This window comes from Methanoculleus sp. UBA303 (assembly GCA_002501655.1).
GTDB lineage: Archaea > Halobacteriota > Methanomicrobia > Methanomicrobiales > Methanoculleaceae > Methanoculleus.
Window position 1 is genome coordinate 3,009 of record DANY01000055.1, and the last position, 16,038, is coordinate 19,046.

A 16,038-nucleotide genomic window follows, 5' to 3' on the forward strand; every position below is an offset into this window, starting at 1 on the left:
GGTCGGTTATTTTGGAATCGATGTACTAGATCGCCTTCCCACGGCGGAGATACTCCCCTATAAGACAAAAAAAGAGTTATTCCGACTGGATGAACCAGCCGGTCCGGGTATTGTCGAGTGCAGCCTTGGAGTTCCGGGCGGAGAGGAGGCTCACGACGACCATGGCGAGAGCCGAGAGCACGAGTGCATAGAGGCTGAAGTGCACCGGGAGCGGCGCCACGAACTGGTGCCAGTAGCCGAAGACCGCGGCCGCGACGAGCCCGGTCGCCATGCTCGCGATCGCCCCTCCACCGGTGGCGCCGCGCCAGTAGAGCCCGGCGAGCAGCGGGACAGCAAACGTCGCAAGCATGACCCCGATGCCCATCCAGATCAGCCACGCGAGCATCTCCGGCGGGTTGATGGCGAGCAGGAGCGTACCGCCGGCTCCGAGGACGATGGCGACCTTTGAGACGAGGAGCACCTCTTTATCGGACGCCGAGGGCCGGAGAATGTTTTTGTAGACATCCCACGCGAACATGGTGCCGACGGTGAGCATGAGCCGGTCGGTTGTGGACATAACCGCCGCAAGGACGATCACTGCAAAGAGCGCCCAGAACGCCACGTTCGGCATGGCATGCTCGACCCCCACGATGAAGGCATAGTCCTGGGCGTTTACGGCGTTCGGGAGCACAAGTGTCCCCTCCTCGACGAGCGACCGCACGGCAAACCCGGTGAACTTCACGAGGAGCATGACGACCGCGTATATGCCGAACGCTATGAGCGGCGCCCACTTGAAGTAGCGTTTCTCCTTTACAGCCAGGACGTTGTTGACGACGTGCGGTGCGCAGGCGAGGCCGACCATCAGGAGGAGCCCGAACGAGACGAGGAACTCCGGCGTTGCATAGGCGTACGGGGCGTAGGCCGGGCTCGGGAACCAGGGCTCGACGAAGTTCGGGTCGACCCCGGCAAGCACGGTATTGATGTGGGCAAGCCCGCCGGCGCTCGCGATGACCGGCGGAGCCATCAGGAGCACACCGAAAATCAGGATGCCGCCCTGAAAGAGGCCCGTCCACGATACGGCGTAGAGCCCCCCGACGACCGTATAAGCCGTGATGATGACCCCGGAGATGAGGAGCGCCTGCCAGTGCGGGATACCAAAGAGCCAGACGAGCACGATACTGATCGCGGCGTACTGTCCCACCAGGTAGATCAGCGAGACGACGATCCCTGATATCGCCGAGAGCCCCCGGAGCGCTCGCGGGCTCTCGAACCGTTCCGCGAGGTAGTCCTCGATGGTCAGGTACCCCCGCTCCCTCCCGACAGTGTGGAGTTTCACCCCGAAGGCGATGATACAGAACGAGGCCGCGAGCGGCACGAAGATCTGCTCCCATATCCCGGGCCAGCCCGAGGAGTAGCCGAACCCGCTGACACCGAGCAGACTCATGCCGCTGCATATGGAGCAGACGATCAGGATCGTAAAGACCCAGAATCCGAGCGATCTGCCCGCGAGGATGTAGTCCTCGGTGTTCTTGATCTTCTTTGAGGCCCAGCTCCCGATGCCGATGAGCACAACGAAATAGAGTCCGATCAAGATGAACGTCGCCAGGTCTGCCATCAAGGAGCCTCCCTGAAGCGGAGCCCCCAGAGGGTGAGCACCACGATGACCAGGGCGATAGCGCCGCCCACAATGAATCCCGTATGGAAAGGTAACCCGAAGAACATGCTATGTTAGCGTGTAGCACGCTAACATATAACACGATCGCCGAAAACGGGGAGATCGCCCCGTTGGAGCGATGAAGCGAATACACCAAAAAGAATGTTATTTGGAACTCTTCACGGTCTTTGCGCCCCGGAGGAGTGCAATCTTTCCCGTGCGGACGAGTTCCCTGATGCCGTACTGGCGCAGGAGGTTCTCCAGCGCGTCGATCTTTCCGGTATCTCCGGTCACCTGGAGGACCAGCGTCTTTGCACCGACATCCACGACCTGGGCCCGGAAGATATCGGCGATCTGCAGAACCTCGGCACGGGCCGGGCCCGTCTCCGTAGCCACCTTGATGAGGGCGAGTTCCCGTTCCACGCTCTCCCGCTCCGTCAGGTCTGAGACCTTGATGACGTCGATAAGTTTGTTGGTCTGCTTCATCACCTGCTCGACCACGGCATCGTCACCGTTCACGACGATCGTGATCCGACTCATATCCGGCTCTTCACAGGTCCCGACGGCGAGGCTCTCTATATTGAATCCCCGGCGCGAGAACATGCCGGCGACCCGGCTCAAGACGCCTGCCCGGTTCTCCACAAGAACGCTCAGCGTGTGCGGTTTCATCTCTGGCGCACCCCGATCATCTCGTTGATGGCGGCCCCAGCCGGGACCATGGGAAAGACGTTCTCCTCCCGCTCGACCCTGAAGTCCAGGATGAACGGCCCATCGGTCGCCAGCGCCGTCTCGATCGCCTCCCGGACGCCATCCTTCTCCTCGACGGTGATGCCCTCGACCCCGTAGGCGTTCGCAATCTTCACGAAGTCGACCGGCGGGAGCTCCGTGTAGGAGTAGCGGCGGTCGTAGAAGAGTTCCTGCCACTGGCGCACCATGCCGAGGTACATGTTGTTTAAGATCACGACCTTGACGGGGATGTGATAGTGCGCCACCGTTCCGAGCTCCTGGATGTTCATCTGGAAACTCCCGTCGCCGGCGATGTCGACGACCGGGAGATCCGGCCGGGCGAAGTGGGCGCCGATGGCTGCCGGGAACCCGTAGCCCATCGTCCCGAGGCCGCCCGAGGTGATCCAGGTCCGGGGTTTTTTAAAACAGTAGTAGAGGGCGGCCCACATCTGGTTCTGCCCGACCTCGCTTGTGATGATTCCCTCTCCCTTCAGGATGTCGGAGAGCTCGCGGACGACATACTGTGGGTGGAGACGGTCGTCGTCGCTGTAACTGAGCGGATACTGCATCTTCCAGGTATTGATCCTGTTCATCCACTTCGCCGTATCGCTGTGCTTCTGCATCCGGCGGAGGAGCGCCTGGAGCACCGCTTTTACGTCGCCCACGATCGGGACGTCGACCTTCTTGTTCTTCCCGATCTCCGCAGGGTCGATGTCGATGTGGACGATCGCGGCGTTCGGCGCGAAGGTCTCGATCCGGCCGGTGACCCTGTCATCGAACCGGACACCGACGGCAATCAGGAGATCGCACTCCGTGACCGCGTAGTTCGCGGACTGGGTGCCGTGCATACCGAGCATGCCGAGGCAGAGCGGGTGGTCGCCGGGGACGGCGCCAAGGCCCATCAAGGTCGTCGTTACCGGGATGGCGGCGGTCTCTGCAAACTCCAGGAGTTCTGCCGATGCCTCCGAGAGGACCACCCCCCCGCCTGCATAGATCAGCGGGCGCTCAGCTCTGGCGATCAGGTCGAGCGCCTTATCGATCTGGCGGACGTGCCCCTGGTAGGTGGGCTGGTAGCCCCGGAGCGAGGCCTTCCCGGGGACGGTCCCCCCCCCGCTCTTCACCTCGCCCGTGGTGACGTTCTTCGGGAGATCGATCAGCACCGGGCCGGGACGGCCGGTCCGCGCTATGTAGAACGCCTCCTGGACGACGCGGTCGATATCGGCGGCATCCTTCACCAGGTAGTTGTGTTTGGTGACCGGCATCGTGATGCCGGTGATATCCGATTCCTGGAACGCGTCGTTCCCAAGGAGGCCGGTCGGCACCTGGCCGGTGAGCGCCACGATGGGTATGGAGTCCATATACGCCGTCGCGATCCCCGTGACCAGGTTGCATGCACCGGGGCCGGATGTGGCAAGGCATACCCCTACGCGGCCGCTCGCGCGCGCGTAGCCGTCGGCCGCGTGCGCCGCTGCCTGTTCATGCCTTACCAGTATGTGCCGGATCGACGAACTGTAGAGTTCATCGTAGATCGGCAACACTGAGCCACCGGGGTAGCCGAATATGGTGTCCACCCCTTCGCGCTGTAGCGCTTCAATTAGAGTCCTGGCTCCGGTCTTCATGCTCTTCCCTGAGTAATCTGTTCATCCCGGCGATAACTGCTTCGACACTCGCCATGATGATGTCGGTCCTTGCGCCCCGCGACGTCACGGTCTTCCCGTCCTTACTGAGTTTTACCGCTACGTCAACGAGGGCGTCGGTGCCGCCGGTTATTGCATCCACGCGATATTCATCGAGCCGCACGCTGCCGACGTCCGCGACCGACTTCTGGAGCGCGCGGATCGCCGCGTCCACCGGCCCGGTCCCGACTGCGGCACCGGTGACCTCGTCGCCGTTGACGAGCATCGTCACCGAAGCGGTCGGCATCGCGTTACTTCCCGAGACGATGGTGAACTGGCGGAGTTCAAGGCAGGGCGTAAACTCGATTGCCATGACGGTGTCGGCGATCGTCATGATGTCGGCGTCCGTCACCCGCATCCCGGCGTCCCCGACCTGCTTGATCCGGGCGACGATCTCCGCGAGCTGCGCGCTGTCGGGGGTATACCCCATGTCGTGGAGGGCGGCCTCGACCGCCGCCGACCCGGAGTGTTTGCCGAGGACGATGCGGCGCTTCCTTCCCACCCGTTCCGGCCGGAGCGGCTCGTAGGTGCTTGCGTCCCGCATCACCCCGTGGGCGTGGATGCCGCTCTCGTGGGTGAAGGCCATCTCGCCGACGATGGGTTTGTTGGTCGCAAGCGGCACCCCGGTGAGCCGGGCGACGTGGGTCGAGAGGGGATAGAGTTCTTCGGTCGCGATCCCGGTATCGACCCCGTAGAGCACCTCGAGCGCCATCACCAGTTCTTCGAGGGCCGTGTTCCCCGCCCGTTCACCGAGGCCGTTGACGGTGACGTGGGCACAGGATGCCCCGGCACGGAGGGCGGCGACGGTGTTTGCGAGCCCAAAGCCGAGGTCGTCGTGGCAGTGGATGGAGAGCGGGGCAAACAGGAGCGGCGGTATGATCGCAGCGGCTCGATCGGGCGTGAGGAGCCCGACGGTGTCGCAGAAGCAGAGCCGGTCTGCGCCCCGTTCGACCCCTTCCCGGAAGACCTCTGCAAGGAACGCCTGGTCGGCGCGGGATGCGTCCTCCCCGGAGAGTTCGACGATGAGCCCGCGGTTCTTCGCGTACTCGATAGCGCTCCAGGCCATATCGCAGACCTGCCCGCGGGTTTTGCGGAGTTTTTTCTCGATGTGCAGGTCGCTCACCGGAACAACGAGGTGGACGGAGTCGGCGCCGGCGTCGGCGGCAAGATCGATATCCCTGGCAAGAGCCCGGACGTAGGTACAGCACTCGGCAGCAAGGCCGGCATCGGCGATGGCACGGATGGACTCGCGTTCTCCGGCGGAAGCGGCTGCAGAGCCTGCTTCGATCACGTGGACGCCGACGTCTGACAGGTGCGTTGCGATCTCAAGTTTCTGTGCCGGCGTGAGCGAGACACCCGGTGTCTGTTCGCCGTCCCGTAAGGTAGTGTCAAAAAAGCGTATCGATTCACCGAATAAAACGATCACTCATAGTGTAATTCACCGCGAGATAGTTGGCGGCACCTCTACTTAAATGTTGAGGATTTGGGGCGGATGGTTACGGAAGCTAAAAAAGAGGGGGGGTTTACGCCGGCGCCGGGGCGCTCTCGTAGATGAGAGCGATGTAGCGGTAGGTGAAGATGATGAACGCCGGCATGAGGAGGAGCAGAAGGATAACGCCGAGGATCGGCACCAGAATGAGGACCAACTCCACAACCGCGAGCACGACGGTCAGCACGACGAGGGCTATGAAGACGTCCAGCCACCCAATCCTCCCAATATGGGCAAGGAGGGTGCGGAGCCTGAAGGCTTCGCCCATCCTCCCTGTCCGGGAGAACCGGACCATCGCAAATGTCGCAAGGATCCCGAAGACGATGGCGGCGACGATGAAGAGGACGAAGAAGACCAATGCTACGATGATGGCCACTTCGGGGCTGAAGAGCGATTCGGATCCTGTTCCCGGGGTCGTTGTTGCCGAGACCGGGATGAAGTACGCCGCAAAGGGAAGGAGCGCGAGGATCCAGATCGGGATGGTGTAGACGACCGTGATGACGAGCAGTTTGATGCCGTCGACAAAAAGCCCGATCCAGCCTTCAGCCTCGGGGGCGGGCTTCGTGCCGCTCATGACCCGCACGCTGTAGCCGTAGATGAGCGGGAATATGACCACGCTGATGAGCAGGAGGAGCCAGCGGACCCACCTGCCCCAGAGGGCTTCCTTCGTGTAGTCGAAGGAGTCGCTGAGTAACCGGATGTAATCCATAGATACCACCGTAAGTTCGGATAAGAATCAATCGTTTGTGGAGATAAGCGCGCTGTTTTGTTCGCGGGGGAGAGCGTTTGGATTTGCAGGTTTACTTGATAGGGGAGCGATTTTCGGGGAAGACGGCTCGTGAAGGTGGGGGTGGTCGCGGCGGGCAGTTACTCCGCAAGAAGGGCCGGCAAAAAAGGGGTTATTCTAATCTTACGCGGGCGCAGGCACGTCTTCGTAGACCTGGGCAAGGTACCGGGAGTAGAAGACGACGAACGCTGCGTTGAGGAAGAGGACGATGATCCAGCCCAGGAAGGGTATCGAGACGAGAAGGCCGACCACGAAGCTGTAGATGAACGCAACGACAAGGAGGACGATGACCGCGATGATCCAGGTCCCCCATCCGAGTTTGCCGATGTGTCCGAGGACCGCGCCGAAGTTGAAGGCCTCACCGAGGCTGTCCGTGTGGGCGAAGCGCAGCACGGCAAACAGGGCGATGAACGCCATGATGATCGCGATGAGTCCTGCAAGAAGGAAGCCACCAAGGAGGCTCAGTGCTGCAACACCTGCTGCTGCCGGGTCGCCGCCGGCTGCCTCGCTTGCGAAGAGGCCGATTGCACCGATTCCGCCGAGTACCAGGAAGACGATGATCGCCGGGAGCATGTAGATCAGCATGATGATGTTCATCTTCCATCCGTCGATGAAGAGCTTGCCCCACTGATCGATCTCGGGGGCCGGCGTCTTCCCGCCGAGCACCCGCACGGCATAACCGCTGAGGAGCGGGACCAGGGAGAGCGTGAGCGCCTGCACGAGTGACAGGACAGCCAGGATGATCCACTGCATCCACTTTCCTACCAGAGCATCTTTCGTATACTCAAATGCCCTGGAGATAACAGTACCGTAGTCCATAAGGTGTATCACCTACGAGTAAATGTGAGAAAATGGAATATAAGCGTATGGGTGCAATTGCGATGCTCACCTCACTTTTTTTCGGAAACCCGATGATTATTTCCGTATAATCTGGCTAATCTTGGCTTGGGTTGCTCCGGCAGGAACCGGAGCGCCGTGGCATATAAGTGTCAGTGTCCCGGCAACGGTGACGGTGCGCGCCGTGCCCGGGGTATCCGGGACCTCCCCCGGTGGTGATGCAGGCGGAGGAACAGGGTCTTCCGCATCAGGAGGTGAACCGGACCACCTGGGAAAATGACGTGGCCCCCTCCTACCCCGGCGCGGGGGCGCTCTCATAGGCCGCGGCGAGGTAGCGGGCGTGGAAGATGCCGAACGCCACCCCGAGGAAGAGGTTGATGATCCAGCCGAGGATGGGTATCGACATGATGAGCCCGGTCACGACCGCATAGACGAGGCCGATGAGGGCGAGGACGATGACCGCGATGATCCAGGAGCCCCACCCAATCCTCCCGATGTGGGAGAAGATTGCCCCGAAGTTGAATGCCTCACCGAACCTCCCCGTATGGGCGAACCGGACGACTGCGAAGAGGGAGACGAACGATATGATGATCGCAACGAGCGCCGCAAGCAGGATACCGGAGAGAGCGGCGGCAACGGCCGGGGCCCATACATCGGGGTTGTCCAACCCTCGCGCCGCTATGGCGGAGATAACTGCAATCCCCCCGAAATAGGCCAGGATCAGGATGACCGGGATCGCGTAGATCAGGGTGATGATGTTCCACTTCCACCCGTCGACGAAGAGCCTTCCCCATTCGTTGATCTCGGGGGCGGGCCTCCGGCCGGAGAGCACCCGGACGATGTAACCATTGTAGAGTGGGATCAGGAAGAGAGTGAAGACCTGGATGAGCGAGAGGACGATCAGGAGGACCCACCGGCCCCATTTGCCCCAGAGGGCCTCTTTCGCGTATTCAACCGACCCGGATATGAGACTGCCGTAGTCCATAAAGTGTACCACCTTCAGTCGTGGAGAGAAGATGACGCATATAACCGTTTGGGCACCCGGGAAAAAAGTGGGCTGTGGTGATTTAGTGCCGGAAGTGCCGCACGCCCGTAAAAATCATCGCGATATTGAGCCGGTTCGCCGCGTCGATGACCTCCTGGTCCCGGATGGAGCCGCCCGGCTGGACGAGGGCGGTCGCGCCCGCCGCCGCCGCGACCTCCAGGGTGTCGGGGAACGGCAGGAAAGCGTCCGAGGCGACCGCCGAGCCAGCAAGAGGTTTTCGAGCCTTTTTGACCGCGATCTCTGCGGACTCGACCCGGTTCATCTGCCCGGCGCCGATACCAATGACCGCTTTCTCGTCGGCAAATATGATGGCGTTGCTCTTCGTGTGCCGGCAGACCTTCAAGGCGAGTTTCATCGCCCGCATCTCGTGGGCGTCGGGCTCCCGCTCGCTCACGACCTTCCAGTCCTCGCGGTAAGGTGCAGCCCGCTGGACCAGGACGCCGCCGTCGATGCTCCGGATCTCGCCCTGCACGACCGGCTCCGGGAGCCGGAGCACCCGCATGTTCTCCTTGGCCTTCATGATCTCGAGCGCCTCCGGGGCGTAAGACGGCGCGACTACGACTTCCACGAACGTCCCGGCGAGTTCCCGGGCGACATCCGCCGTCACCTCGCGGTTCATCGCGACGATCGAGCCGTAGGCCGAGATCGGGTCGACTTCCCGGGCGGCGATGTAGGTCACAAGGAGCCCGTCCCCCGTCGCCACGCCGCAGGGGTTGTTATGCTTGACGATGACCACGGCGCAGTCGTCAAACTCCCGGAGCAGGCCGACCGCGGCGTGGACGTCGAGGTAGTTGTTGTAGGACATCTGCTTGCCCTGGAGCGGCTGCTCTCCGGCGATGCCGGAATCCCCGTAGACCGCCGCCGCCTGGTGCGGGTTCTCACCGTACCGGAGCGCCCTCCCGTTCCGGAACTGGACGTTAAGGACTTCCGGGAACGGCCGGTCGATGCCGGTTAAGTAGTTCGTGATCGCGCCGTCATAGGCCGCCGTTCGGGCGAACGCTTTTGCGGCGAGGTTCAGCCGCTCTTCGGGCGAGAACCCGCCCCGCCGAACCGCATCCGCCACCGTGCGATAGTCGGCAGGGTCCACCACGACCGCAACGAACTTGTGGTTCTTTGCCGCCGCCCGCACCATCGCCGGGCCGCCGATATCGATATACTCGATGATCTCATCGAGGGAGAGCCCTGCATCGCTCATCGCCTCGAAGGGGTAGAGGTTCACCACCACAAGGTCGATCGGCTCGATGCCGTGCTCCTGCATCACGGCATCGTCGATGCCGCGGCGCCCGAGGATGCCCCCGTGCACCTTCGGGTGGAGGGTCTTAACCCGCCCGTGCATCATCTCGGGAAAGCCGGTGTACGTTGCGACGTCGGTATACGGAACTCCCGCCTGCTGCAGCAGAGCCCCCGTGCCGCCGGAGCTCAGGAGCCGGTAATCGTGCTCGACAAGCACCTTTGCAAGATCGACGATGCCTGCTTTATCCCAGACAGACAGCAGTGCCCACTTCATGAATACACGTGAGCGAGATAGAGAGATATATATTTGGCGCTGCACGCGAAACAGGCCGCAGTTCATCCTGCCAGGCCCGGGGAAGCAGGTGTCCGGGTGGTGTGGATATCGCCGGCACCCCCGGCGAGAAAGGTGGGGTTTCTCCCGTGGATTCACATGTCGGGGGGAGAATATTGGTGAATGAGTCTCCAAATCAAGAAAATGACCTGCTATAGGGACTGAATGCCTGCAGCATCAGATAATAATATATAGAACTCCATTACAATAAATAATCAAACCAGTACAATAACATCATTTTGAAGCAGGTAGGCGTATGAAGGAGGATACATCCGAACCAAACGAGAAGTCCCAGAATCTCGCGAAAGAGGCGGATGCAGCATCTCCGGCGCTTGAAGAGCTGCAGATGGCATATGACGACCTTAACCGTCGTTATCTCCGTCTTGGAGCAGATTTCGACAACTACCGGAAGCGGATGGCCCGGGAACTCGATACCCGTACAACATTCGCCATCGAGGATTTCGCGGTGGAGTTGCTCGACGTCGTGGATAACTTCGAGCGGGCGGAAAAAGCCGACGGTGCAGGCCTCAAGGAAGGGATGGAGCAGATCAGGAAACTCTTTGCGACCATCCTTGAGCGGCACGGCATCCGACCCATCGAATGCCGGAACCTTCCTTTCGATCCCGAACGGCACGAGGCGATCGCCTGCGTTCCTTCGGCCGCAGAGGAGGGCACCGTGATCGACGAGGTCATTCGCGGATACTGTATGCAGGATAAAGTCATCAGATGCTCAAAAGTTGTGGTATCTAAAGGGAAGGAGGAATAAGCACATGGTTTCAGAAAAAGTCCTTGGTATCGATCTTGGAACAACCAACTCGTGCATGGCAATCATGGAAGGCGGGCGGGCGACGGTCATCGCCAACGCCGAAGGCGGCAGGACCACCCCGTCCGTCGTAGCGTTCACCAAGGAGGGCGAGCGGCTGGTCGGCACCGTCGCGAAACGGCAGGCGGTCACGAACCCCACCCGCACCATCCAGTCGATCAAGCGGAAGATGGGTACGAGCGAGAAGGTCACCATCGAAGGCAAGAATTACACGCCGCAGGAGATCTCTGCGATGGTCCTCCAGAAACTGAAACTGGACGCCGAGGAGTACCTGGGTGAGAAGATCACGAGGGCCGTCATCACGGTGCCCGCCTACTTCAACGACGCTCAAAGGCAGGCGACGAAGGACGCCGGGGCCGTCGCCGGCCTCGAGGTACTCCGGATCATCAACGAACCGACCGCGAGCGCGCTCGCCTACGGCATCGACAAGGAAGGCGAGGCCACGGTACTCGTCTACGACCTCGGCGGCGGCACGTTCGATGTCTCCATCCTCCAGCTCGGCGACGGCGTCTTCGAGGTCAAGGCGACTGCCGGCAACAACCGCCTCGGCGGCGACGACTTCGACAAACTGGTCGTCGATTACATGATCGATGAGTTCCGGAAGAAGGAGGGCGCCGATCTCAGGAAGGACCCGGTCGCCATGCAACGTCTCCGGGATGCGGCCGAGAACGCGAAGATCGAGCTCTCCACGGTCCAGAAGACCAACATCAACCTTCCATACATCACCACGACGGAGAGCGGCCCCAAGTTCCTGGACTTCGACCTTACCCGTGCAAAGTTCGAGCAGCTCATTGCCGACCTCGTCGACTCGACCCTCGGGCCGGTGAAGCAGGCGCTCGCCGACGCCAAACTGGGCGCCGATGATATCGATCACGTCCTCCTTGTCGGCGGGTCGACCCGGGTGCCGCTCGTGCAGGAGACGGTGAAGAAGGTCCTCAAGAAGGAGCCCGACAAGGGCATCAACCCCGACGAGTGCGTCGCCCTCGGCGCAGCCATCCAGGCCGGTGTGCTCACGGGCGAGACCAAGGACGTCCTGCTCCTGGACGTGACCCCGCTCTCGCTCGGCATCGAGACGCTCGGGGGTATCGCGACGAAGCTGATCGAGCGCAACACTACCATCCCGACGCGGAAGAGCCAGATCTTCTCGACCGCCGCCGACGGCCAGACATCGGTCGAGATCCATGTGATGCAGGGCGAGCGGGCGCTCGCCAAGGACAACTTCACCCTGGGCCGGTTCCAGCTCACCGGGATACCGCCCGCACCCCGCGGGATCCCGCAGATCGAGGTCACCTTCGATATCGATGCAAACGGTATCGTCCACGTCTCGGCGAAGGACCTCGGCACGGGGAACGAACAGTCGATCACCATCAAGCCGCAGGACTCCCGCCCCTCGGAGGCCGAGATCCAGCGGATGATGAACGACGCAAAGAAGTTCGAGGCGGAGGACCAGAAGAAGCGGGAGGAGATCGACCTCCGGAACACCGCCGATACCGCCGTCTTCACCGCCGAGCGGGCTCTCAAGGATGCAAAGGACTCGATCGATGCCGCGGAGCGGGAGAAGATCGAGGGCGCGATCGCCGACCTCAAGAAGGCGCTCGAAGGCGACGATCTTGATGCCATCAAACAGAAGATGGACGCCCTGACCGAAGCGGTATATGCGGTCACGACGAAGATGTATCAGCAGGCACAGGCCGCCCAGCAGCAGCAGCAGGCGGAAGGTGCCGCAAAGAAGGATGATACTGTCGTTGATGCTGATTACGAAGTCAAAGAGTGAGGTCAATGGGTCCGGACAGCTACTATGATACCCTCGGCGTCTCGCGTGACGCCGACGATAAGGAGATCAGGAAAGCCTACCGGGACCTGGCACGAAAATACCACCCTGACATCTGCAAGGAGCCGGGGGCCGAGGAGAGGTTCAAGAGTATCAACGAGGCCTACAGCGTCCTCTCCGACTCAGAGAAACGCGCCCAGTACGACCGGATGGGGCATGACGCCTACAGTAATGCGTCCCGGGGTTCGTACTCCGGCGGCGGAGGATACTCCGGCGGGTTCAGCGCGGATTTCTCCGGGTTCGGGGATATATTCGACACCTTCTTCGGTGGCGGGGGCAGGCAGAGTTCTGGCCCGCGCCCCGGGGCTGACCTCCTGATGAAGATGCGGGTGACGCTTGAGGAGGCGGCGTTCGGGACCGAGAAAGAGGTCGGCCTCGACCATATCGAACCCTGTCCTGCATGCGACGGTTCGGGGAGCGAGACGAAGAAGTTCACCACCTGCACGACCTGCGGCGGCAGCGGCCAGATGCGGCAGATGAGCCAGTCGATCTTCGGGAGTTTCGTCCGGATGAGCACCTGCACCGCCTGCGGCGGGCGGGGAAAGATACCCGAGTCACGGTGCAAGGCCTGCGGCGGCAGCGGGCACCGGCGTGGTCGGGAGACCGTGAAGGTCCGGATCCCGCCAGGCGTGGATACGGGCATGCGCCTCCGGATGGAGGGCTACGGCGACGCCGGGGAGTACGGTGCGCCGGGCGGGGATCTCTATATCGAGATCACCGTCACACCGCACAGGACGTTCACCCGGCGAGGTGACGACCTCGAGACGACCGTCGATATCACTCCTGCCCAGGCGACGCTGGGCTCCGAGGTCGAGGTCAAGACGATCGACGGGCGCACTGTCATCCTCGATATCCCGGCCGGCGTGCAGTACAACACCGGGCTGAAGATACCGGGCGAGGGCGTGCGGTGGCAGACGAAGCCCGGGGATATGCTGGTGCGGGTCCGCATCGTCGTGCCCAAACACTTGAAAGAGGAGGAGCGCGAGCTCTATATGCGCCTGCTCGAGATGGAGGGGAAGAAACCCTCCTCAAAGGGCTCTAAGAAGGGCAAAGGCTTCTTTCAGGACGTCGTCGACAAGGTGAAAGAGACGGTGAAGTGAGGGGGACCTCGCTTCAGCGGTTTTATTTTTGAACCTTTTTGCTTGAACTCCGGTCGGAATCTGAACCCGGGTCGTCCTGCACGCCGGGCGACCGCTCGATGGCTATCAAGCCTTTTTCTTCAGTTCAACAAACTGCCGGATGATCCTGGCGTTCTCCTCCTGGATTCTGCTGTTGCCGCCGGAGAGTTTCTGCCTGACCTCTTCTGCGATACGCCCGTGCTGTTCCCTGTAGATGGCATACAGCGTCTCGATGATCGGTCTATAGTCCCCGTCATCCGCCTTTGTGAGCGCGTCCAGGTAGGCCGACCGGTGCTCCAATCCCAGGTAGAGTGTCGGATAACCGGCTCGCTCCAGGACCAGATTCATCAACGCCCGTCCAACCCGCCCGTTTCCATCGACGAGCGGATGGATCATCTCAAATTTCGTATGGAGCAGTACGGCGAGTTCGAATGGGTTCAGGTGCCCGTTGTTTTGCCGGTACCACCCGGTGAGAGCACGCATCTCCTCAGGGACGAGGATCGCGGGAGGGGGCGCGTAGTCCACCTGCTCGATGCCGACCTGGATGTTCCGATACTCTCCCGGGTTCCGGAGGACCTCGTTCATCAGTATCTCGTGGATCTTCCTGATGAGTTTCTCAGTTATATCCCCGGAATACTCTTCGAGGTATCTTCGGAGATTGATGAAGTTGAGGATCTCATACACCTCATCCATCCTCTTCCCCGCCGGAGAGATGTTATGCTCCAGGAGTTCCTGCGCTTCTCGAAGACCAATGGTGTTTCCCTCGATCGCCGTCGTGCCCTGGACGTATCTGAGATACAGTGCATCCACGTATCGCTCGCTCTCATCAGGGTAGAACTCCTCGAAAAGTCCGTAGAAGTAGCGAAGAGTCTCAAGATCAGACGCCTGAGTTCTGTCGAGGGCCGTGAAGGAGTAATGTTCCAGCCGGTAGTCGAGGTAGGTCGTTAACCTCAGAGTCTGGAGTTTGGACCGTTTGGGTAAAATGTCCTCCGGGTCTACCTTTTCGAGTCTTCCGACGTATATCTGGAGCGGCAGCGATTTTAAGTTAACTTTGACCCTATCTCTGAGGTAGAGGTATTTATTGCCCTTGATTGTCTTTACCGTCAGTTCAGGCATGGTTTTGTTGATCTCAGTCTTGAGAGAAGAAAAGGTTATTGCAGGGTTAACCGGGGTGCGCTGTAATCGCCTTCATTGAAAGTAGAGATTGATCATCAGAGCGTTGGTGGTCCTATCAAGCATTAAAGGCTGAAAACGCTTATGCTGAGGATACTGAAAGTTACCTTGTGGCAGAGGAGCGGAAGCGTAAAGGCATGGCAAAAATCGTTAAGGCAGAAAAAGCCGATGGCATAATTAGCAGATAAGGAGTATGACAATGGAAGAAATAACAATCCACGAATTTGATTTTGCCCTCATCAATGAATTTTTCACAGAGCTTGAACGGCAGGGACCCGGCAGTCCCGAAGAAACCATCAGGGCATTAGATTTTATTAGAAATCTTTCAAACAAAACAAAAATTGCCGATTTAGGCTGCGGCACAGGCTTTCAAACAATGGTTCTGGCACAAAATACAGAAGCAACCATCACCGCCCTCGACCTTTGCGCCGGCTCGATTGACAAACTTAACGCAACAGCCCGAAAACTTGGTTTTCAGAACAGGGTAAAAGGTATTGTCGGTTCAATGGATAATTTACCGTTTCAGAATGACGAATTTGATCTTATATGGTCCGAGGGGGCAATTGCCAATATAGGTTTTGAAAAAGGCTTGAATCACTGGAAACGCTTCCTCAAAAAAGATGGTTATATTGCCGTAACATATGAGTCATGGTTTACCGATGAACGCCCCGCTGAAATTGAGAAGTGGTGGTTGGACGCAGTTCCTGAAATTGGCACAATAGGGCATAATATTTCCATCATGCAAAAAACAGGTTATATCCCTGTTGCCGCATTTACGCTGCCTGAAAGTTGCTGGATAGACAATTATTTTACTCCGCAGAAAGCGAGGCAGGAGGAATTCTTGAAAAAATATGCGGGAAATAAAACCGTTGAGGATATGATTGCATTCATGAGGCGCGAGGCGGATCTGTATTCAAAATACAAACAATATTATGGATATGTATTTTATATCGGTAAAAAGATGTAAAATTGTTTCCGGGCATCCGAAAATTCGCCGAATTTCAAGACGAGCGCCTGCTCGATATCGAGGGGCACAAACCCTCCGCGAAGAAGGGCAAAGGCTTCTTCCAGGACGTCGTCGACAATATGAGAGAGTCGGTGAAGTGAGGGGTTTCCTCTCGCTTCGGCGGTTCGGTTTTTTTGTAATGTGTCGGGTATGAGCCTCCGCCGGGAGACTCAACAGGCCGTGTTTGCCGGGGCTGTGAAATATGTTGCATCGGGAGTACGAGCAACGACATCCAAGAGGAGTTACTCGCATCTACCCATGCACGGATTCCCACTGGATATCGCCACGCACTCACTGCCCCCGCCCAAGGGGCGGGGGAGGAGGCCGGAG

At 59.9% G+C, this 16,038-nt stretch carries 14 protein-coding genes; 5 read left to right on the top strand and 9 right to left on the bottom strand.

Annotated elements, in window-relative coordinates; all coding sequences use genetic code 11:
- Window positions 1–76: 76 nt before the first annotated feature.
- From BP846_RS12955 to purH, 8 genes are all read right to left on the bottom strand, one after another.
- Window positions 77–1,594 (bottom strand): sodium:solute symporter family protein, encoded by a 1,518-nt coding sequence (locus tag BP846_RS12955; protein ID WP_292396225.1) that lies wholly within the window; start codon window positions 1,592–1,594, stop codon window positions 77–79.
- Window positions 1,595–1,798: 204 nt separating this feature from the next.
- Window positions 1,799–2,302, bottom strand: a complete 504-nt coding sequence (gene ilvN, locus BP846_RS12960) for an acetolactate synthase small subunit (protein ID WP_292396227.1) — start codon at window positions 2,300–2,302, stop codon at window positions 1,799–1,801.
- Entirely contained in the window at window positions 2,299–3,978 is a 1,680-nt protein-coding gene (ilvB, locus tag BP846_RS12965; RefSeq protein WP_292396230.1) for a biosynthetic-type acetolactate synthase large subunit, read from the bottom strand. The genes ilvN and ilvB overlap by 4 nt, the downstream gene beginning before the upstream one ends.
- On the bottom strand, window positions 3,950–5,461 hold the full coding sequence (locus tag BP846_RS12970; RefSeq protein WP_292396233.1) for a 2-isopropylmalate synthase: 1,512 nt from the start codon (window positions 5,459–5,461) through the stop codon (window positions 3,950–3,952). Before BP846_RS12970 ends, ilvB begins: the two co-directional genes overlap by 29 nt.
- Window positions 5,462–5,558: 97 nt before the next feature.
- On the bottom strand, window positions 5,559–6,233 hold the full coding sequence (locus BP846_RS12975; protein ID WP_292396236.1) for a DUF4013 domain-containing protein: 675 nt from the start codon (window positions 6,231–6,233) through the stop codon (window positions 5,559–5,561).
- A 201-nt stretch (window positions 6,234–6,434) separates the two neighbouring features.
- Window positions 6,435–7,142: a DUF4013 domain-containing protein gene (locus tag BP846_RS12980; protein WP_292396238.1), complete on the bottom strand. Its 708-nt coding sequence runs from the start codon at window positions 7,140–7,142 to the stop codon at window positions 6,435–6,437.
- Window positions 7,143–7,440: 298 nt separating this feature from the next.
- Window positions 7,441–8,145: a DUF4013 domain-containing protein gene (locus tag BP846_RS12985; RefSeq protein WP_292396240.1), complete on the bottom strand. Its 705-nt coding sequence runs from the start codon at window positions 8,143–8,145 to the stop codon at window positions 7,441–7,443.
- Between the two features lie 70 nt (window positions 8,146–8,215).
- Window positions 8,216–9,700, bottom strand: a complete 1,485-nt coding sequence (purH, locus tag BP846_RS12990; RefSeq protein ID WP_292396243.1) for a bifunctional phosphoribosylaminoimidazolecarboxamide formyltransferase/IMP cyclohydrolase — start codon at window positions 9,698–9,700, stop codon at window positions 8,216–8,218.
- Window positions 9,701–10,013: 313 nt separating this feature from the next.
- Between purH and BP846_RS12995 the strand changes: the two genes are divergently transcribed.
- The 3 genes from BP846_RS12995 to dnaJ are packed head-to-tail and all read left to right on the top strand — an operon-like array spanning window position 10,014 to window position 13,511.
- Window positions 10,014–10,523: a nucleotide exchange factor GrpE gene (locus tag BP846_RS12995; RefSeq protein WP_292396246.1), complete on the top strand. Its 510-nt coding sequence runs from the start codon at window positions 10,014–10,016 to the stop codon at window positions 10,521–10,523.
- Window positions 10,524–10,527: 4 nt separating this feature from the next.
- Window positions 10,528–12,354, top strand: a complete 1,827-nt coding sequence (gene dnaK, locus BP846_RS13000) for a molecular chaperone DnaK (RefSeq protein ID WP_292396249.1) — start codon at window positions 10,528–10,530, stop codon at window positions 12,352–12,354.
- A 5-nt stretch (window positions 12,355–12,359) separates the two neighbouring features.
- Window positions 12,360–13,511, top strand: coding sequence for a molecular chaperone DnaJ (dnaJ, locus tag BP846_RS13005; RefSeq protein ID WP_292396252.1), 1,152 nt, complete (start codon window positions 12,360–12,362; stop codon window positions 13,509–13,511).
- 105 nt (window positions 13,512–13,616) lie between these two features.
- Here dnaJ and BP846_RS13010 read toward each other — a convergent pair whose 3' ends face one another.
- Window positions 13,617–14,645: a Fic family protein gene (locus BP846_RS13010; protein WP_292396255.1), complete on the bottom strand. Its 1,029-nt coding sequence runs from the start codon at window positions 14,643–14,645 to the stop codon at window positions 13,617–13,619.
- A gap of 250 nt (window positions 14,646–14,895) precedes the next feature.
- Between BP846_RS13010 and BP846_RS13015 the strand changes: the two genes are divergently transcribed.
- Together BP846_RS13015 and BP846_RS13020 are read left to right on the top strand one after the other, a co-directional pair.
- Window positions 14,896–15,669, top strand: coding sequence for a class I SAM-dependent methyltransferase (locus tag BP846_RS13015; protein WP_292396258.1), 774 nt, complete (start codon window positions 14,896–14,898; stop codon window positions 15,667–15,669).
- Between the two features lie 2 nt (window positions 15,670–15,671).
- Window positions 15,672–15,809, top strand: coding sequence for a hypothetical protein (locus BP846_RS13020; RefSeq protein WP_292396261.1), 138 nt, complete (start codon window positions 15,672–15,674; stop codon window positions 15,807–15,809).
- The last annotated feature ends 229 nt before the right edge of the window (window positions 15,810–16,038 follow it).